The 18,408-nt window shown below is 66.3% G+C and carries 17 protein-coding genes; 3 read left to right on the top strand and 14 right to left on the bottom strand.

From position 1 onward, the window contains the following. Positions 1–127: 127 nt before the first annotated feature. The 14 genes from puhE to RBB34_RS13450 form a co-directional block, all read right to left on the bottom strand. Positions 128–955, bottom strand: a complete 828-nt coding sequence (gene puhE / locus RBB34_RS13515; protein ID WP_306119751.1) for a putative photosynthetic complex assembly protein PuhE — start codon at positions 953–955, stop codon at positions 128–130. Positions 956–959: 4 nt separating this feature from the next. Beyond that, complete coding sequence (gene acsF / locus RBB34_RS13510; RefSeq protein WP_306119750.1) at positions 960–2,060, bottom strand: magnesium-protoporphyrin IX monomethyl ester (oxidative) cyclase; 1,101 nt, start codon at positions 2,058–2,060, stop codon at positions 960–962. Next, positions 2,057–2,362 (bottom strand): hypothetical protein, encoded by a 306-nt coding sequence (locus RBB34_RS13505; protein ID WP_306119749.1) that lies wholly within the window; start codon positions 2,360–2,362, stop codon positions 2,057–2,059. The genes acsF and RBB34_RS13505 overlap by 4 nt, the downstream gene beginning before the upstream one ends. Continuing rightward, complete coding sequence (gene puhC, locus RBB34_RS13500; RefSeq protein WP_306119748.1) at positions 2,359–2,847, bottom strand: photosynthetic complex assembly protein PuhC; 489 nt, start codon at positions 2,845–2,847, stop codon at positions 2,359–2,361. Before puhC ends, RBB34_RS13505 begins: the two co-directional genes overlap by 4 nt. A gap of 9 nt (positions 2,848–2,856) precedes the next feature. After that, complete coding sequence (puhB, locus tag RBB34_RS13495; protein WP_306119747.1) at positions 2,857–3,531, bottom strand: photosynthetic complex putative assembly protein PuhB; 675 nt, start codon at positions 3,529–3,531, stop codon at positions 2,857–2,859. Further along, on the bottom strand, positions 3,531–4,319 hold the full coding sequence (puhA, locus tag RBB34_RS13490; protein ID WP_306119746.1) for a photosynthetic reaction center subunit H: 789 nt from the start codon (positions 4,317–4,319) through the stop codon (positions 3,531–3,533). The genes puhB and puhA overlap by 1 nt, the downstream gene beginning before the upstream one ends. 23 nt (positions 4,320–4,342) lie before the next feature. After that, positions 4,343–5,761: a BCD family MFS transporter gene (locus tag RBB34_RS13485; protein ID WP_306119759.1), complete on the bottom strand. Its 1,419-nt coding sequence runs from the start codon at positions 5,759–5,761 to the stop codon at positions 4,343–4,345. A 41-nt stretch (positions 5,762–5,802) separates the two neighbouring features. Beyond that, positions 5,803–6,528, bottom strand: coding sequence for a magnesium protoporphyrin IX methyltransferase (bchM, locus tag RBB34_RS13480; RefSeq protein ID WP_306119745.1), 726 nt, complete (start codon positions 6,526–6,528; stop codon positions 5,803–5,805). Position 6,529: 1 nt separating this feature from the next. Continuing rightward, positions 6,530–7,471 (bottom strand): ferredoxin:protochlorophyllide reductase (ATP-dependent) iron-sulfur ATP-binding protein, encoded by a 942-nt coding sequence (gene bchL, locus RBB34_RS13475; protein ID WP_306119744.1) that lies wholly within the window; start codon positions 7,469–7,471, stop codon positions 6,530–6,532. Next, a complete protein-coding gene (locus RBB34_RS13470) occupies positions 7,468–11,226 on the bottom strand; it encodes a magnesium chelatase subunit H (protein ID WP_306119758.1) in 3,759 nt (1,252 codons plus the stop codon). Before RBB34_RS13470 ends, bchL begins: the two co-directional genes overlap by 4 nt. Beyond that, a complete protein-coding gene (gene bchB / locus RBB34_RS13465) occupies positions 11,201–12,799 on the bottom strand; it encodes a ferredoxin:protochlorophyllide reductase (ATP-dependent) subunit B (RefSeq protein ID WP_306119743.1) in 1,599 nt (532 codons plus the stop codon). Before bchB ends, RBB34_RS13470 begins: the two co-directional genes overlap by 26 nt. 1 nt (position 12,800) lies before the next feature. Beyond that, complete coding sequence (locus RBB34_RS13460; protein WP_306119742.1) at positions 12,801–14,123, bottom strand: ferredoxin:protochlorophyllide reductase (ATP-dependent) subunit N; 1,323 nt, start codon at positions 14,121–14,123, stop codon at positions 12,801–12,803. Beyond that, positions 14,120–14,665, bottom strand: a complete 546-nt coding sequence (bchF, locus tag RBB34_RS13455; protein WP_306119741.1) for a 2-vinyl bacteriochlorophyllide hydratase — start codon at positions 14,663–14,665, stop codon at positions 14,120–14,122. The genes RBB34_RS13460 and bchF overlap by 4 nt, the downstream gene beginning before the upstream one ends. Positions 14,666–14,835: 170 nt before the next feature. Beyond that, complete coding sequence (locus RBB34_RS13450; RefSeq protein WP_306119740.1) at positions 14,836–15,234, bottom strand: hypothetical protein; 399 nt, start codon at positions 15,232–15,234, stop codon at positions 14,836–14,838. Between RBB34_RS13450 and RBB34_RS13445 the strand changes: the two genes are divergently transcribed. The 3 genes from RBB34_RS13445 (at position 15,235) to chlG (ending at position 18,400) form a co-directional block, all read left to right on the top strand. Continuing rightward, the gene (locus RBB34_RS13445; RefSeq protein ID WP_306119739.1) at positions 15,235–15,972 is read left to right on the top strand and encodes a cobalamin-dependent protein; all 738 of its coding nucleotides are present in this window, start codon (positions 15,235–15,237) and stop codon (positions 15,970–15,972) included. 5 nt (positions 15,973–15,977) lie between these two features. Beyond that, entirely contained in the window at positions 15,978–17,411 is a 1,434-nt protein-coding gene (ppsR, locus tag RBB34_RS13440; RefSeq protein WP_306119738.1) for a transcriptional regulator PpsR, read from the top strand. A 74-nt stretch (positions 17,412–17,485) separates the two neighbouring features. Next, the gene (gene chlG / locus RBB34_RS13435) at positions 17,486–18,400 is read left to right on the top strand and encodes a chlorophyll synthase ChlG (RefSeq protein WP_306119737.1); all 915 of its coding nucleotides are present in this window, start codon (positions 17,486–17,488) and stop codon (positions 18,398–18,400) included. Positions 18,401–18,408 lie beyond the last annotated feature (8 nt).

Below are 18,408 nucleotides of genomic sequence, written 5' to 3'. Positions count from 1 at the left end.
CGCGTGGCGCGCGGAAATTCCCCGCGCTTGCGCTCCAGCTCGGCAAAGACGCGATAATTGCCCGCCTCGTGAAGGCCAGCCAGCGCCTTCTCGAAATGCCGCTCGAAATCCATTGGCGTTCCCCTTGTCAACTCAGCGCCGGCGCAGCGGCCTTCTTGTCTTTCGTGTTCGATGCGTCCGTCTCGGCGAAACGTGCGGTTTCCCCGCGTCCGACGGCCCAACCCCAAAGTGCCGAATCCCGGATCGGCAGAACCAGGAACAGATGCTCGACGAGCCCCAGAAAAGCGAATGTGGCAACCAGCGACCAGCCGGCGATCATGCCCGGCGAAACCGCGGTGGCGGCCATATAGACGCAGACCGTGAAAAGGCATGTGATCGCCGCCACCGAGACGATGAAGAATGCATGCACGCGATCGGTGCGGAAATAGCTTGTCAGATAGTCCATGCGCCGCGGCAGGATTTCGCTGATCGCATTGGGCGCGCCCAGAAACACGTTGAGCTTGGTCATCAGCCGCATCAGCCACATCAGCGCAAAGATCAGCCAGCCGAACGGGTTGGTCGCACCGGCAAACAGCACCACCAGCACGGCCGCCGTCGCGAACAGCGCCAGCTCATGGTCGCGCACGGCGGCGAATGCGAGCCGGAACCGGTCCTTTCCCTGCGCGTCGGGCGGACACGGCTCGCGGCGCGGGCCGACCACATGGCCGAGCAGGAAGGTGATCTCGTGAAACGCCCAGATGGCGAGCGCGGCCACGAACGCCCCATAGACCGCGACCGCCGAGACGGCATCGGCCGTCACGAACAGCACGATCAGACCGGCGATGCCAAGGGCGGCGGCCGGCCCGACGACATACAGCCAGTGGGCGACCCGCACCCGCGCGATCACGATCACCGCCCCGGTGGAAAGCCACCAGGCCAGAACGGCGAAGACGACCGCGGCGAGCGCATGGACCATGACGCTACCAGACCGGCTCGAGCCGACCGTCGGCCGGGATCTCGTTGGAAATGCCCGGGATCATGTACAGCCGGGCGAAGTTGAGCGCCGCGCGCGCGCCGTGCCACCCCTTCTTGACGCGCCCGGCAATGCCGCCCTGCGCATGGGCGGCGGCCATGGCGCTGTTGATTTCGACCATGCGGGTGAAGCCACGCCTGAGCGCCGGATTGTCCAGATCGAGCAGCACCGGAAAGACCTGCTTGGTGATCTCGGTGGTCAGGTTGAACACCTTCCAGTCATAGTCGTCTATGTCGACCCCGAGGGCCTCATGGAATGCCGGTCTTTGATGGTCGCGCACATGCATGGTCACGAACACCGCGAGCACGAAGAACTTGATCCACAGACGGTTGCGCCCTTCCAGCAGCTTGGGATCGGTGCGCATGAGCAGCGAGAACGCCTCGCCATGGCGGAACTCGTCATTGCACCACTGCTCGAACCACTTGAAGATCGGGTGGAAACGCTTTTCGGGATGCTTTTCCAGGTGCCGGAAGATGGTGATGTAGCGCGCATAGCCGATCTTCTCGGACAGATAGGTCGCGTAATAGATGAACTTCGGCCGGAAATAGGTGTACTTCTTGGACTTGGCCAGAAAGCCCATATTGACGCCGATGTCGAAATCCTTGAGGGCGTCGTTGATGAAGCCCGCGTGACGGCTCTCATCGCGGCTCATATAGCCGAACAACTCGCAGATCTCCTTGTTCGTTCCCCGCCGCTTCATTTCCTTGTACAGCACGCAGCCCGAGAACTCGGCCGTCAGCGACGAGACGAGGAAGTCGATCAGCTCCTTGCGCAGTTCGGGCGACAGCGATTCGATGTCGATGTCGTCCCATTCCTCGTTGCGCTTGAAATGTCCCTTGTTGGGATCGGCGCGCATCTCGGCCATCAGCGCGTCCCATTCGGCGCGCACCGGCGAGACGTCGATGCGGTCCATCTCGTCGAAGTCGGTGGTGTAAAAGCGCGGATTGAGCATGGTCGTCTCATGCGCCATGCGGGTGGTCTCGTTCTGCGCGTCGAGCGGTGCGGCGGTCTTCCGGCCGGAAACGGGTGTGTCGACATGGGTGTTCATAGGGCTGCCTCCTCGGAGAAGCTGAACTCGCACAGCTCCATGAATTCGAAATCGCCGGTTGCGCGCGTCCAGGCGCGCTCGACCGCGCTGGCGCGGGTGATGGTGGCCGTCCGCTCGAAGGTCGCGCATTCGCCATAGGGCACCGACACCGGCGCGCCGTGCACGAGCACCTCGTCTCCGGGTTCGACGGTCACCCCGCCTTCGAAGCGCACATGCGCGCCGAGCTGTTCGAAGGTGTTGTTGATCTCGACCGTGCACGCCACCTGTTCGCGCGTGCGTCCGATCAGTCGGGCAAGGTTCATTGCTCTCCTCCATTGGCCGCGGCCACGCTCGTCGCTAGCGCGATCGAGGTGGCGCGGTTGAACGCATTCAGACTGATGCGGTCGCCGGTCTCCACGTCTTCGAGGAAGACCGCACCGCCACCCACGCGCAAGACGTCGTAGGTGCGGCCCGCCGCATCGGCCGGAGCGCCGCGCATGCGGTTGAGCGAGCGCAGCGCGCCGGCAAGGAATTGTTGGCGTCCCGGAGAGTAGGAAGCCACCACGTCTTTCGTCGAAGACATCCGCACCTCGATCGTGCCGTCGGCGAGCCGGTCGACATCGACCGTGCCCAGCACGGCAAAGCGGCTCGCACCGGTCTTGTAGGTGCCGACCCCGGTCGCTTGTCCCAGAGCCACCACGAACACAGTGAAGACAACCATGCCCAGGCAAAGCACCAGCGGAAACCACTTGACCCGGCCGCCGCCATGGTGGGGGTGATGGTCGTGATCGGCTGGCACGTCGCTCATTGCGTCCTCCTATTCTGCTGCCTGCGGGAAGGGAACGACCGCGTCGTCGTCCGGCTTGCCCTCAAGCACCTGCTCGACATCATGGGTGCGCGCGACATGGGCGTGCAATTGCCGGGCCAGCAGGTCGGCCACTTCGCCGACATCTTGAATGCACACCAGCTGCGGCTCCGTGCGCGCCATGCGCAGCCCGCGCACATGCGGCCAGAAGATCAGCCAGGCTAGGCGCACGTCCGGCTTGAAGCGCAGGGCGATGTCGCCAAGGCCGCCGCCGCGCTCGCGCACGTCAACCGCTTCGATCTCGGCATAGGGAAGGTTGAATGCCTTGGGCAGGGCGATGCCGAACTTCATGACGATGCGCCGCGTGGTGATCGTGTAGACCGTCGTGCGGGCAACGCCCCAGGCATACCAGCGGGCCATGCCGAGTATGGCGCCGCCGGCGGCGCCGACGATGGCAAGCGAGATGACGATGTCGTCCATCGCCCGCTCGTAGTAGATGCCGGTGACGACCAGCCAGGCGAGCAGGACACCGAAATAGCCCGCGATCCACCGCGTCTTGAGCGCATGGCGGGCAAGCGGTCCGGCCTGCGGCGCCCCCTGCCAGACGATGTACTCGCCTTCGGGCAAGGGCCCGGGAAGGCCCGCATTGGCCTTCTCGTCGAATTCGGTGGCGATCATCCCGCTCATCAGAACCAGGCCTCCTGCCGGGCCGGGGTGGCGTAAAGAAGGCCTGCGCCGTAATAGGCCATGATCTTCTCTTCCTCGAGCAGCGTCACCTCGGTCTTCTTCTTGGTGGTCGGCACCTGGGTGAACTGCTCGCCGGTGATGGCGTGCACATACAGCACCTTCTCCCGGTCGCGCGGTGTCTTGATCGTGACCATGTTGGCCGGCACGAGCACGGTGCGCGGCTCCTCGCCGATCTCGGTCTCCAGTTCGTAATAGCGGATCGCATGCTCCATCCGGTCGACCCAGACATCCTTGACGCGCCCGGCGACGATCAGGTCGCAGCCGACCACACGCAGCCCGCGCGGATCGACGTCCTGCGTGGCGATCGAGGCTTCCTTGAGCACGCGCATGGGCACGATCTTGGCCGTGCCGTCATGCATGGGATCGGGCACGTCGGCACGCTCGGTCCACGCGCCCGGACCGATGCCGTCGAGCATCGGATTGTCGCCGGTCGGCTGCCACGGCGCGCCGGAGAAATTGGCGACCTGCCGGCCCTTGACGTTCTCCGAATTGGGATCGCCCTTGTCGTTGGGGACCGCGATATCGCCCATTCCATGGGGCAGGTTGAACGTCTTGGGCTCGGGCGTGAACAGCCAGGAGGTCTTGTCCTTGTTGCCGACGTCGTCTTCGAGCGGGAAGCCTTCGCGGCGGCTTTCGCGTTGCAGATGGATAACGAGGCCGATGAAGAAGACGACGAAGACGTAGAACGTCAACAGGCCGACATCGTATCCCTGGGTCAGTTCAACCATGATGGATCTCCTGGTCTTGCGCGCTAGCCGGGCAGTTCGGCGAGGCCGAACCTCCGGGATTGTGTCTTGCCGTCGTCCTGCTTCCACGCCCGGCCGACAAGCGGCCCCAGCGCGATCAGACAGGCGAACAGCAAACCGATTTCGATGTGATAGACGACGGCATAGCCGGCCGCCGGCGCGGTCATCGCCGCACCGAACATGCCGGCCTCGGCCGCCATGTTGACGCCGTCGCGGATGAAGCCGCCCAGCGCCAGCCCGGCACCAAGCGCGGTTGCCTGCACCGCGCCCCAGGCCCCGATGGCGATGCCGCTGTCGGTGGCGTCCGAGACCTCCATCGCCGCCAGCATGGTGCACACGGCGAACAGGCCGCCGCCAAGGCCGATCAGCGCCGTGCCGAAGCGGAACAGGTTCGGCGACGACAGCGGCTCGGCGAAGACCACGGCGGAAAAGGCGAACACGCCGATCAGGGCGCCCAGCCCGGCGAGCCGGTACATGTTGCGGCCCCTGGCCAGCCAGTGTCCGGCGAGCGCGAAGCCGACCAGCGTGCCGCCCGCCCAGATCGCGGTCAGCACCGTCGTCGCCGAGACCGAAAGGCCCAGCACTTCGCCGCCATAGGGTTCCAGCAGGACGTCCTGCATGGAAAAGCCGGCCGCGCCCAGCGCCACGGCAATCAGAAGGCGCACGGTGCGTCGATCCTTGCAGTAACCGGTGAACGCTTCCCTGAAGCTCGGCACCTGCCGGTCGTGCCGGGTCAGTTCGGCATTGCGCGGCTCCTGCTTCCAAAGGGCGATCAGGTTGATGACGACGGTGGCGACGGCCGCGCCCTGCACGACCTTGATCAGGACGAGCGGATCGAACCCGGCGAGCAGCCAGCCGAAGGCGAGCGCGCTGACGATCATGCCGACCAGCAACATGACATAGGCGAGCGCGACCACGCGCGGCCGGTTCTCCGGGGCGGCCAGATCGGTCGCCAGCGCCAGACCGGCGGTCTGGGTCATGTGCATGCCGATACCGGTCAGCAGGAAGGCCAGAGCGGCTCCCACCGGTCCGGCCCATTCGGGCCCGGTGGTCTGCGACTGCAAAAGGAGCAGCGCGAAGGGCATGATGGCAAGGCCGCCGAACTGCAGCATCGAGCCCAGCCAGATATAGGGCACGCGCCGCCAGCCCAGCAGCGACCGGTAGGTGTCGGAGCGATAGCCGATCAGCACGCGGAACGGGGCGGCCAGCACCGGAATGGCGATCATCGCCGCCACCAGGCTGGTCGGCACGCCCAGTTCGACGATCATGACGCGGTTCAATGTGCCCGTCAGAAGCACCGTCGCCATGCCGACCGAGATCTGGAACAGTGTCAGGCGCAGCAGGCGCCCCAGCGGCAGGTCCTCGGTTGCCACATCGGCGAACGGCAGCCAGCGCGGGCCGACATTCTGCCACATGGCGGCCATGGAACGCTTCTTGCGCGGGTAATGAACGCCTCCGAACGCCATCAGCACATCACCTCCATGGCCTGGGAGATGTAAAAGCCGCGCGCGATCCGCCCGGTCCGTCCGGCGCGCCAGCCGGCCATGTCGTGCCGGCCGAGCAGCGCATCGGTCAGCCGTTCGGGCCGCACCGGCTCGATACCCGGCGACCGGTCGCCGCGCGGAAACATCTGGCCGACCGCATGCATCGCCGCCAGCAGCGGCGTGCGCGGCGCCAGGGTGAATACCATCGTCCGGCCGGTGCGCGCGGCGAGCGCGGCCAGCGCGTCGGCCGCATCGGCGGGCCGGTAGTGAATGAGCGAATCCATGGCGACGACGGCATCGAACCGCCCTTGCGCCGCGCCCAGCATGTCGCCGGCCGCGAAGGTGACGCGGCCGGGCAGCGGTTCGCTGCGCTCGATCTCGGCGAGCCGGCCGCGCGCAAACCCGATCATCTGCGGCGACAGGTCGACACCGAGCACCTCGGCACCGCGCCGGGCCAGCTCGAAGCTCATCACGCCCGACCCGCATCCGGCATCGAAGACGCGCCAGCCCGACAGGTCGCCAGGCAGATAGGACAGCAGCGTGGCGCGCATCTGCGCGCGCCCCTCGCGCACCGTCTGCCGGATCCGGCTGACCTTTTCCTCGGTGACGAGCTTCTTCCAGCCATCGACGGCGGTGCGGTCGAAATAGACCTCGAGCTCGCCGCGCCGCTTGGCGTATGTGCCGCTATGGACGTCCGCCGTCGTCATCTCATTCGAACCCCAGGAAATCGAAGATGTCCCGGTCCTTCATCGGTTCGGCCTTGAGCTCGTCCGTGCCCGCCCACAGCTGTTCGGCCAGCTGCAGATACTCGTTCTGGATGGCGACGATCTCGGGATGATCGCCCAGTTCGAACAGCGTCGACTTCTTCAGGCGCGACTTGCGCACCTCGTCGCTGTCGGGAATGTGGGCGAGCCGCTTCAGGCCGATCGCCTCGTTGAAGCGGTCGATCTGGTCGGTCTCGCGCGAGCGGTTGGCGATCACCCCGCCAAGGCGCACGTCGTAGTTCTTCGATTTCGCCTTGATGGCGGCGACGATCCGGTTCATCGCGAAGATCGAATCGAAATCGTTGGCGGCCACGACAAGTGCCCGTTCGGCGTGCTGAAGCGGCGAGGCGAAGCCGCCGCATACGACATCGCCGAGCACGTCGAAGATGACGACGTCGGTATCCTCGAGAAGGTGATGTTCCTTCAACAGCTTGACCGTCTGGCCCACGACATAGCCGCCGCAGCCGGTGCCGGCGGGCGGACCGCCCGCCTCCACGCACTGCACCCCGTTATAGCCGTCGAACACGAAGTCCTCCGGGCGCAGTTCCTCGGGGTGGAAATCGACCTCCTCGAGGATGTCGATCACCGTCGGGATCAGGCTCTTGGTCAGCGTGAAGGTGGAATCGTGCTTGGGGTCGCAGCCGATCTGCAGCACGCGCTTTCCAAGTTTGGAAAAGGCCACCGACAGGTTCGACGATGTCGTCGACTTGCCGATGCCGCCCTTGCCGTACACGGCGAACACCTTGGCGCCCTCGATCTCCATGGACGGGTCGAGATGGACCTGGACGGAGCCTTCTCCGTCCTCGCCCTTGTCGGCCCTGCCAGCCGCCTTGGCCAGCTTGCGCGCGTCCCGTTCGGCGGTCTTCGGATGGGTGAAGACGTTCATGCGGCCACTCCAACATTTATGCCCTCGACGCGGTCCTCCAGCTCCTCGCTGGCCGCGCACAGGGCCTCCCAGGTTTTCTCGTCGGGCTGCCAATAGGCCCGTTCGGTCGCTTCGATCAGCCGGCCGGCGAGTTTGGCGCTCGCCTTGGGGTTGAGATCGGCCAGCCGCTTGCGCATCTCGGCGTCAAGCACGAAGGTTTCGGCGATGTTCTTGTAGACCCAGGGCTGCACCTTGCCGGTGGTCGCCGACCAGCCCAGCGTGTTGGTGACCTGGCTTTCGATCTGGCGCACGCCCTCATAGCCGTGCTCGAGCAGCGCCTCGTAGAATTTCGGGTTGAGCGTGCGTGTACGGGTCTCCAGCGCCACCTGCTCGTCGAGCGTGCGCACCTTGCCCTTGCCCGAGGTCTGGTCGCCCACATAGACCTGCGCATCGCGCCCGCCGGACTTCTTGATCGCCCGCGAGATGCCGCCCAGCGTGTCGAAATAGTGGTCGATGGTGGTGATGCCCAGTTCGACCGACTCGATGTTCTGATAGGCCGCATCGACGTTCTTGAGCGCCGCCGACAGCACCTCGACATGCTGCACCGGCTGGCCGTCGACGCCATAGGCGAAGCTCTTGCGCCGCGTATAGGTGTCGGCGATCTCGTCTTCCTCGTCCCAGGCACCGGAGTCGATCAGCAGGTTGACGTTCGAGCCGTACGCGCCGGCGGCATTGGAGAACACACGCAGCGCGGCGGCTTCGAAATCGCAGCCATTGTCCTCGGCATAGGCCAGCGCATGCGCCCGGATCGGGTTCTGGTCGAGCGGCTCGTCGGCCTGTGCCGCCTGCAGCGCGGCGTCGGCAAGCAGCCTGGTCTGCAACGGCATCAGGTCGCGGAAAATGCCCGACAGCGTCATCACCACGTCGATGCGCGGCCGGCCCAGCTCCTCGAGCGACAACAGATCGGCGCCCGCGAGCCGGCCGAAGCCGTCGAACCGCGGCACCGCGCCGATCAGCGCCATCGCCTGGGCGATCGGCGCGCCCTCGGATTTCAGGTTGTCGGTGCCCCACAGCACCATGGCGACCGATCTGGGCAGTTCCCCGCCATTGTCGGCGGCAAAGCGCGCGATCAGAAGATCGGCCTGCTTGCGCCCGTCCTGCACGGCGAAGGCGCTGGGCAGCCGGAACGGGTCGAACCCGTGCAGGTTGCGCCCCGTCGGCACGATCGCGGGCGAACGCACGATGTCGCCGCCCGATACGGGCCGGATATAGCCGCCATCGAGCGCGTGCATCAGCGCCGGCAGTTCGTGGTCCTGGCGCAGATCGTGATCGAGGCGGGCCAGCGTCTGCACGCCCTGCGGCGCGCGCTCGCCCTGCTTCTGGTAGGTCTCGAGCGCGGCACCGATGGTCATCGCGCCGATGCCGTTCTCGCCCATGGCGACATTGACCGCTTCGAGCAGGTCATGGCGCTCGTCATCGGAGACCGGCTCGCCCACCACATGCAGCCCATGCGGAATCAAAGTCTCTTCAAACTCGGCCAATTCCTTGATCAGGCGAGGAATTTCATCATGGCCGCCATCGGCCCACCGCGCATCCTCGGCCACAAGATCGAGCGCGACGGCCTGCTCGCGAATGGCGACGGCCAGTTCCTTGCGCTCGCTCACCGCCTGCGGCTCGAGCCCGCGCCAGCGGTCGACGGTGGATTTCAGGTCGGCCAGACCCTTGTACAGGCCGGCATTGGCGACCGGCGGCGTCAGATGGCTGATCAGCGTCGCCGCCGAGCGGCGCCGGGCGATCGCGCCCTCGGAGGGGTTGTTGGCCGCGTAAAGATAATAGTTCGGCAGATCGCCGATCAGCCGGTCCGGCCAGCAATCGCCGGAAAGGCCGGCATGCTTGCCCGGCATGAATTCGAGCGCGCCATGGGTGCCGAAATGCAGCACCGCATCGGCGCCGAAATCGTCCTTAAGATAGCGGTAGAAGGCGGCGAATGCGTGCGTGGGCGCGAACCCCTTTTCGAACAGCAGCCGCATCGGATCGCCTTCATAGCCGAAGGAAGGCTGCACGCCGACGAACACATTGCCGAAGTGATGGCCCATCACGAAGATGTTGCGGCCATCGGTCTGCTGGCGGCCCGGCGCCGGACCCCATTGCGCCTCGATCTCGGCGAGCCAGGGCTCGCGCCGCACATGGGTGTCGGCGTCGATCCTGGCGGCGACATTGGCCGGCGTGCCGTGGCTGTCGGCATTGCCCGAAAGGATCATCTCGCGCAGCGCATCGGCGCTATCGGGCACCTCGACCCTATAGCCCTCGGCCTTCATCGCCTTGAGCGTGTTGTGCAGCGAGCGGAAGACGGACAGATAGGCCGCCGTGCCGGTCGCCCCGCCATTGGGCGGGAAGTTGTAGATGATGGCGGCGACCTTGCGGTCGGCCTTCTCGCGGCGGCGCAAGGCGACGATCCTGCCCACCCGGCTCGCCAGCATCTCGGCACGTTCGGGGCAGGACTGCATGTCCCGACCGTTGACGCCGGTATCGAAGGTGCAACGGCGCGTGCAGCCGGCGCACGGCCCCGAGCCGTCATCGCGCCCGCCGTAAAGGATCGGCCCGGTCGCCCCGTCGATCTCGGGCAGCGAGACCATGATGGTCGCCTCGACCGGCGTCAGCCCCTGCTCGCCCCGGCCCCATTGCTGCAGGCTCTGGAACTCGCTGGCAAAGGCCGAGACATAGGGCACGTCGAGCCGCGCAAGCAGCTCTTCGGCCGCCGCCGCATCGTTATAGGCCGGCCCGCCCACCAGCGAGAAACCGGTCAGCGAGACCACCGCGTCGACATTGGCGCGGCCGTCCTTCATGAAGAACCGCTCGACCGCCGGCCGCGCGTCGAGCCCGGAGGCGAACGCGGTCACGACCTTGAGCCCGCGCGCGGCAAGCGATTCGATCACGCCCTCGTAGTGAGCGGTGTTGTCGGCGAGCACATAGGAGCGCATCACCAGGAGCCCGACCGTGCCGGCCTCCCCGCCCTTGCCCGCTGCGCGCTCATAGGTGCCAAGATCGTCGGTGACGCGGCCGCGCAGGCCGGGATGATACAGCCCGACATCGGGATAGACTGCCGGATCCTCGGGCCGGACGATCGTGCGCAGCACCTCGCGCGGCCCCTTGGCGTAGCGCGCGATCAGGAACCGGACCAGATTGACGACATTGTCGTCCGAGCCGGCCAGCATGTATTGCATGGTCAGGAAGTAGGCGCGCACGTCCTGCGCCTTGCCCGGAATGAACTTCAGGAACTTCGGGATCTGCCGCAGCAGCTTCATCTGCCCGGCGCCGGCCGAGCCGGACTTGGACTTCTTGCCGCGCAGGCGCTTGAGAAGGCCGATCATCCCGCCGGTCGGATTGGCCATGTTGAATTCGCCCAGCCGGGTCAGCTTGACGATCTCGGCCGCCGACAGCGTGCCCACCGTGGCATCGTTGCGCTCGCGCACCTCCTCCAGCCAGGGCTGGATGATTTTGATGTGCTCCTCGAGGAAGACCATGTTGGCGATGACGATGTCGGCGCTGGCGACGTCCTCGCGCGCCCGCTCCATCGCCTCGGCGTCGCCCGCCCATTCGGTCACCGCATGCAGGCTCAGCGACAGGCCCGGCAGTTCCGATTTCAGGATCGCGCGGGCGCGCTCGACGGTGGAGGCCATGTGGCCGTCCAGGGTGATGATGGTGACGCGGACCGGCGTCGCGGACGGCGATGCGGCCGCCCGCTTCACCTCATCGGGCGAAATGGGCTTTTGCATCATAGAGAGTCTCGATCGTGATCGGGTTCACGCCGGTCTCGGTCGCGAACCGTTCGGTGTTCCGCTTGGCCTTGCCGCGCACGAAGAAGGGGATCTTCTTGAGCTCTTTTTCGGCGTCGTCTGTCCAGGAAAGGGACCCGAAGCTCGCCGCCTCACTGCCAATCGCCACTACATCCTGCGTATTATCATCAGGCGCGGTCTGGGCTTCGGGTGTTTTGATGGTCTCATAAGTCGTGTGCCCGTGCAATGCTGCCAAATGCGAAGCCTGGGCATCGTCGTTGAACTCGAAGTCTTCCCGGAACATGCCGAGCAGATGCTCCTCGAGCCCCATCATCAGCGGGTGCACGAATGTGTCGAACAGGACATTGGCACCCTCAAAGCCCATCACGGGCGAGTAGCGGGCCGGAAAGTCCTGCACATGGACCGGCGAGGAAATGACCGCGCAGGGAATGCGCAGCTTCTTGGCGCAATGGCGTTCCATCTGCGTGCCCAGCACCAGTTCGGGCGCAGCCGCGACGATCGCATCCTCGACCTCGAGATGATCGTCGGTGATCAGCGCCTCGACGTCGTACTGCTTGGCCGCGGCGCGCACGTCGCGGGCGAACTCGCGGCTGTAGGTGCCGAGCCCGCACACCTTGTAGCCGAGCTCCTCGGACGCCACGCGCGCGGCCGCCATGGCATGGGTCGCATCGCCGAAGATGAAGACGCGCTTTCCCGTCAGATAGTTCGAATCGATCGAGCGCGAATACCAGGACAGGCGCTCGTCGGCCGCTTCGATCACCGGCTCGGGATCGGTGCCGACCAGATCGGCGATCTCGCGCACGAAGGCCTTCGTCGCGCCCACGCCATAGGGCGTCGTCGCCACGATCGGCTGGCCGAAGGTGCGCTTGAGCCATTGCGCCGCCGGGCCGGAGACCTCGGGATAAAGCGAGATGTTGAAGTCCGCATCGGGCAGCCGCGTCAGGTCGAGCGGCGTGGCGCCCATCGGCGCGATGACGTTCACCTCGACACCGAGGGCGTCGAGGATCCTGCGGATCTCGACGATGTCGTCGCGATGGCGGAAGCCGAGCGCGGTCGGGCCCAGAATGTTGGCGCTTTTCGGCGCGCCTTCGGGCTTTGGCCGGGGCGTGCGCCCGCCGGCAAGGCCGCGCACCAGTTGGAAGAAGGTCTCGGCGGCGCCCCAGTTCTCCTTCTTCTGATAGGAGGGCAGCTCCAGCGCAATGACCGGCACGTCGAGCCCGAGCGTCTTGGCAAGCCCGCCCGGATCGTCCTGGATCAGTTCGGCGGTGCATGAGGCGCCGACGATGATCGCCTGCGGATCGAATCGCTCGACCGCGTCATGACACGCGGTCTTGAAGATCTCGGCCGTGTCCGAGCCCAGATCGCGCGCCTGAAAGGTTGTGTAGGTGACCGGCGGGCGCTTCTTGCGCCGTTCGATCATGGTGAACAACAGGTCGGCATAGGTGTCGCCCTGCGGCGCGTGCAGCACATAGTGCAACCCTTCCATGCCGGTCGCCACGCGCATCGCGCCCACATGCGGCGGTCCTTCATAGGTCCAGACCGTAAGCTGCATCTCAGACCTCCACCGCAAGCACATCGCGCCGGCCCAGGGGCCGCGCGAACAGTTCGGCGAGATCGCCGGCCTGATCGAAACCCTGGATCGGCGTGAAGGCGAATTCGATCGACCACTTCGTCGTCCGGCCCTCGGCCTCGAACGGATTGCCCAGCCCCATGCCACAGATGATCAAGTCGGGATCGTCGGCGCGGCAGCGGTCGATCTGCTTATCGACGTCCTGGCCCTCGGCGAGCCGCACCGTCGAGGGCAGCAGTGCCAGGTCGGGCGCCATGTGGGCCTTGTTCAGGAAGGGCGTTCCGACCTCGATGATGTCCGCGCCCGCCTCGCGCGACAGGAAGCGGGCGAGCGAGGGCTCCATCTGGCTGTCGGGGAAGAAGAAGACGCGACGGCCGGCGAGCCGGTCCAGATAGAGCGACACGCCCTTTCTGGCGCGCGCGCGGCCCGGGCCCGTGACCTCCTCGAACCGGTCGGCGGACACACCGAAATGGTCCGCGGCCGTCTTGAGCCACCTGGTCGTGCCCTCTTCGCCGAGCGGGAACGGCGCGGTCAGCACCGTCGCCCCTTTCTTGGCAAGCATCTTGGCGGTCTCGGTCAGATAGGGCTGGGCCATCAGCACGGCGGTGTTCGGGCCGATCGGCGGCACGCCGTCCGCACGCCGCGCCGGCAGGAAATGCACATTGTCGATGCCCATCGCCGCGAACAGCCGCGTGAACTGGTCCTCGATGACATCGGCCAGACATCCGGCGATGACGAGTTGGGCGGGCGCATCGGCCGCCGCTTTCGGCGTGTCGGCGACGACCGCTTGCAGGAAATTGTCCTCGCCTTGCGTGAACGTCGTCTCGATGCCCGAACCCGAATAGGAGATGACGCGGACATCGGGCGCCATGCGTGCGTTCAGCTTCATCGCCGCACGCGGCAGGTCGAGCTTGATGACCTCCGAAGGGCACGAGCCGACCAGCACCAGCATGCGGATGTCGGGCCGCCGCGCGATCAGCCGCTCGACCACCTTGTCGAGCTCCTCGTTCATGTCGGCCATGCCCGAAAGGTCGCGATCGTCGATGATCGCCGTGCCGAAGCGCGGTTCGGAAAAGATCATCACGCCGGCGGCCGACTGCATCAGATGCGCGCAGGTGCGCGAGCCGACGATCAGGAAAAAGGCGTCCTGCACCTTGCGGTGCAGCCAGATGATCGAGGTCAGCCCGCAGAACACTTCATGCTGGCCGCGCTGCTTGATCGGCACGACGTCATTGCAGCCAAGGGAGGCGCCTTCGGCCTCGCGGCGTTCGGCGGCGGCGACATGGGGCGGAACGTGACGGTTCATGACGCCGCTCCGGCGGCCATCGGGCCGGGTTCGGCGGGCGCGCTCAGCCGCGCCAACCGCAGCTTCCACACAAACTGGGCGGCGTTGACGATGTAGGCGCCATAGGCGGCAAGCGCCAGAACCATCAGCGGCACCGGGGCCAGCAGATTGCCCAGCGACGCCACCAGATAGGCCGTGTGCAGGGCCAGCACGGCCATCGAAAACACGTCTTCCCAGAAGAAGGCCGGCGCGAACAGATAGCGCCCGAACACGACCTTCTCCCAGATCGCGCCGGTGACCATGATCGTATAGAGCACCAGGGTCTTGACGACGATCGAGATGTCGGCGGCGAAAAGGCCCTGCCCCGTCCACAGATAGCGCACGATCAGCGCCAGGCTGACCGCGAAGACCAGGAACTGCACGGGCGCGAGAATGCCCTGGACCAGCGTCCACGGCGTTGCATCGCGGCGCGCCCGCTCTTCGGCCGTATAGAGCGGAAGCCGATGGCCACTGCCCGTGGCCGCTTGCCTGGAACCGGTGATGTGCACGGACCTTTTGGTCATGTCGGCGCTTAGGGCCTCCTCCCTGATGCACTTTCGGGGAAATCTAAACCCGGCCCGGAAGGAGTGTCAACTTTAATTGACGTTTATTTTTGTTTACAATGCCGGCTCACTGTTCCATCCTCGTTCAAGTCGGGTGCCGGATGCACGGGCAACGGCCCGCGCGCCGGCCGCTATGCCGGGACCGCGGTTCCGGTGCACAACAGGCCTTGGTCCATCGACTCGCAGAAGCCGAGGGCCATTTGCGATCGGGAACGCGCTACGGCGCGGCATGTGTCATGACGGACCAGCCCAAGACCGTCGGAATGCTGGCGCGGGAATCGGCCGCGGTCGGGGCGCGTGCGCTTGCTCTGGCCGAGCCTTGCGCGCCGCCGACCGTGAAGGCCGGCATGGCCGCCGACGCAAAGGCCGGCATGGCCGCCGATGCAGCCGCCGATGCAGTTGACAAATCCGCGGGGGTCCGGCAGGCGGCGTTCGATGTTCAGCGTACCCACCTTCTTCACACCATCATCCGCACCCATGTCTTTGGCAAGGCCAAGCAGCGCCTGACGGCGGATGACGACGATTTGCATATGGACGATCTGGCAACTCCCGAGTCTGTCGGCCGCTTCAAGCGCGCGCTCTATGACGCCGGCAGTCCGCCCGCCCCGCCAGGCGGGGCCGGCGCGGCGCCGCACCAGGCCCTGATGCGCAATCCGGCGGCCATGCCGGTCAAGCTGGCCTTCCTTGAAGCCGTCGCACGTGCGCTGGGCGATGACTGGTGCGATGATTCGCGCAGCTTTCTGGACATCACCATCGCCATGGGCCGGCTTCAGGTCGTGCTGCGCAAGCTGATGCTGGCCAATGCGGCCCAATGGGCGCCGCTGAGCCGCGGCAGCGCGCTGATCACCGTGCCGCCCGGCGAGGAGCATCATTTCGGCCAGTGCATCGTCGAGGAACTGTTCCGCGCCCGCGGCTGGTCGACCGATCTGTTCTGTCCGGCCGATGAAGGCGAACTGGTCGCGCGCATTACGGCGGGCCGGTTCGACATCGTCTGCCTGTCCTGGTCGACCGCCGCGCTGACCGACATCGCCGCCTCGGCGATCGAGGCGATCGAGAAACTGCCCGCCCGCATGCGCCCCGCCGTGATCGCCGGCGGGCTGGCCAGCCGCGACAACAGCGGCTGGATGGTTCGCCTCGGCGTCGATTGCATTTGCGACAGCACCTATGGCGCGCTCGCCGTGGCCCAGGCCATGCTCGACCAGCGCATCGCCGCCGGTGGCGCCCTGCCGCCGGGCGCGATGACAAGACCATCGGCTGTCGTCACGTGAGCGCCATGGAACGCCCGGTCCCGCGCAACGATCACCGCGTCTTTCATCGAACGATCCGCCTGTTCGACGATATAGACGCGGAGACGACGGCGTTCCTCGCCGCCGCCGGAGCCGATGTCAGCCTTCTGCTGTCGCCCGAGGGCAAGGTGCTCGATGTCGCCTATCGCGACCCGGCACTGCAGCGCTACAAGCCCGACGGCTGGATCGGCAAGCCCTTCCGCGACACCGTCACGCCCGAATGCCATGACAAGATCGACGCGCTGATCGAGGAAACCGCCCGGGCGGGCAGCACCCGCCGACGCCAGGTCAACCATCCCGCACAGGGCCTGCCCGACCTGCCCGTCGACTACATGGTCGTGTCGATCGACAAGATGCCCTTTCGCCTCGCCGTCGGCGAGGACATGCGCAAGCTCTCCGAGATCCAGCAGCAACTGGTGCGGACCCAGGCCGAACTGGAATCCGAGTACCGCAAGATTCGCGAGGCCGAGAGCCGCTATCGCACGATCTTCCACAAGGCCGCCCAGGCGATCGTCGTGGTCGATGGCGACGACCATTCGATCATCGACATCAACATGACCGGCGCCAACATGCTGCACCAGCAGCCCGACAAGATCATCGGCCGCCCGGCGCAGCAACTGGTCTACCGCGAGGATCGCGCCACGCTTGCGGACGCGCTGAGCGCGGCACGCCATGGCGGCATGCGCAAGGACGTGACGCTGCACGTCGCCGGCCGCTCCGAGGCGCTGGCCTGCATCGTCGAACCCTATCGCGAGAACGGCCGCGGCAATCTCATGCTGACCATGCTGCGCGCCGGGGAGACCGACGCGCAGGTGCCGGCTTCGGCCGACACCGGGCTTCTGGACAGCTTTCCCGAGCCGCTGGCCATCATCGACCGCAAGGGCAGCATCCGTGCGATCAATGACCAGTTCCTCGACCTGATCCACGTGCTCAACAAGTCGCTCGTCGTCGACCGCAACCTCAACAACTGGCTCGGCGCATCGACGGTCGATCTTCAGGTTCTGCTCTCGCGCGTGCGCGAGGAGGGCCAGGTGCGCCAGTTCTCCACTGTCATCCGCGACGAACTCGGCACCACCCGCACCGTGGCCGTTTCGGCCGCGCGCGTGCCCGGCGGCGGCGAAGGCCAGCAGATCGGCCTTCTGATCACCGAGGCCAGCCGCCGCGATGGCCAGTTCGCCGTGCCAACGCCCGGCGCGCAGAACGGATCGTCCGATTTCGCCGAACTGGTCGGCCGCGTGCCGCTCAAGGATCTCATCCGCGAGGCCGTCGACGTCATCGAGAAGATGTGCATCGAGGCGGCGCTGCGCCAGACCGACAACAACCGCGCCTCGGCCGCCGACATGCTCGGCCTGTCCCGCCAGAGCCTTTACATCAAGCTGCGCCGCCACGGGCTCGAGGATTTCGGCAGCGAGAGCAATTGATGGCCAATAATTTTTGACAGTTCGAACTGTCAATTTGGATTGACACTTCCGCCGGCCGAATCTAGCCTTCGGCCATGAACGCCTATTCCGCCTCCAAGCGGCAGGCGGCATTGCCGGGCCCATCGGCGGTGCTCGCGCTGCTCAAGCCGATCACATGGTTCCCGCCCATGTGGGCCTATGCCTGCGGCGCGGTCTCGGTCGGCGCCATCGGCCCTGAGCGCTGGCCCTACATTCTGGGCGGGATCGTGCTCGCCGGCCCGTTGATCTGCGGCGGCAGCCAGGCGATCAATGACTGGTTCGACCGCCATGTCGACGCCATCAACGAGCCCGACCGGGTGATCCCCTCGGGCCGCATGCCGGGCCGCTGGGGCCTTTACATCGCCATTTTGTGGACGGTCCTTTCGCTTGCCGTCGCCGCGCTTCTCGGCCCCTGGGTGCTGGTCGCCGCGATCATCGGCCTGATCCTTGCCTGGGCGTATTCAATGCCGCCCTTCCGGCTCAAGCTGAACGGCTGGTGGGGCAATGGCGCGGTCGGCTTTTCCTATGAGAGTCTGCCCTGGATGACCGCGGCCGCCGCCGCCCTTGGCACGCTGCCGCCCGGTCCGATCCTGATCGTCGCCCTGCTCTACGGCATCGGCGCGCACGGCATCATGACGCTCAACGATTTCAAGGCGATCGATGGCGACCGCATCATGGGCGTGGCGACACTGCCCGTCCAGCTCGGCGCGAAGCGCGCGGCCCTGGTCGCCTGCCTCGTCATGGCCGCGCCGCAAGCCGTTGTGATCGCGCTGCTCCTGGCCTGGTCCATGCCCGTCCATGCCGGGCTGGTGGCCGCCCTCCTGTTCGTCCAGATCGCCTGCATGACGCGCTTTGTGCGCGAGCCGCGCCGGCTGGCCGTGTGGTACAGCGCCATCGGCGTGGGCCTTTACGTCACCGGCATGATGATCACCGCCTTCGCCCTACGGGCGATCACCACGGCGCCAGTGTGAGGACGCAC

The organism is Roseitalea sp. MMSF_3546, assembly GCF_030732865.1.
Taxonomy (GTDB): domain Bacteria; phylum Pseudomonadota; class Alphaproteobacteria; order Rhizobiales; family Rhizobiaceae; genus Roseitalea.
The sequence above is the reverse complement of the archived record's forward strand: the minus strand, read 5'-3'. Positions and strand labels throughout refer to the sequence as shown.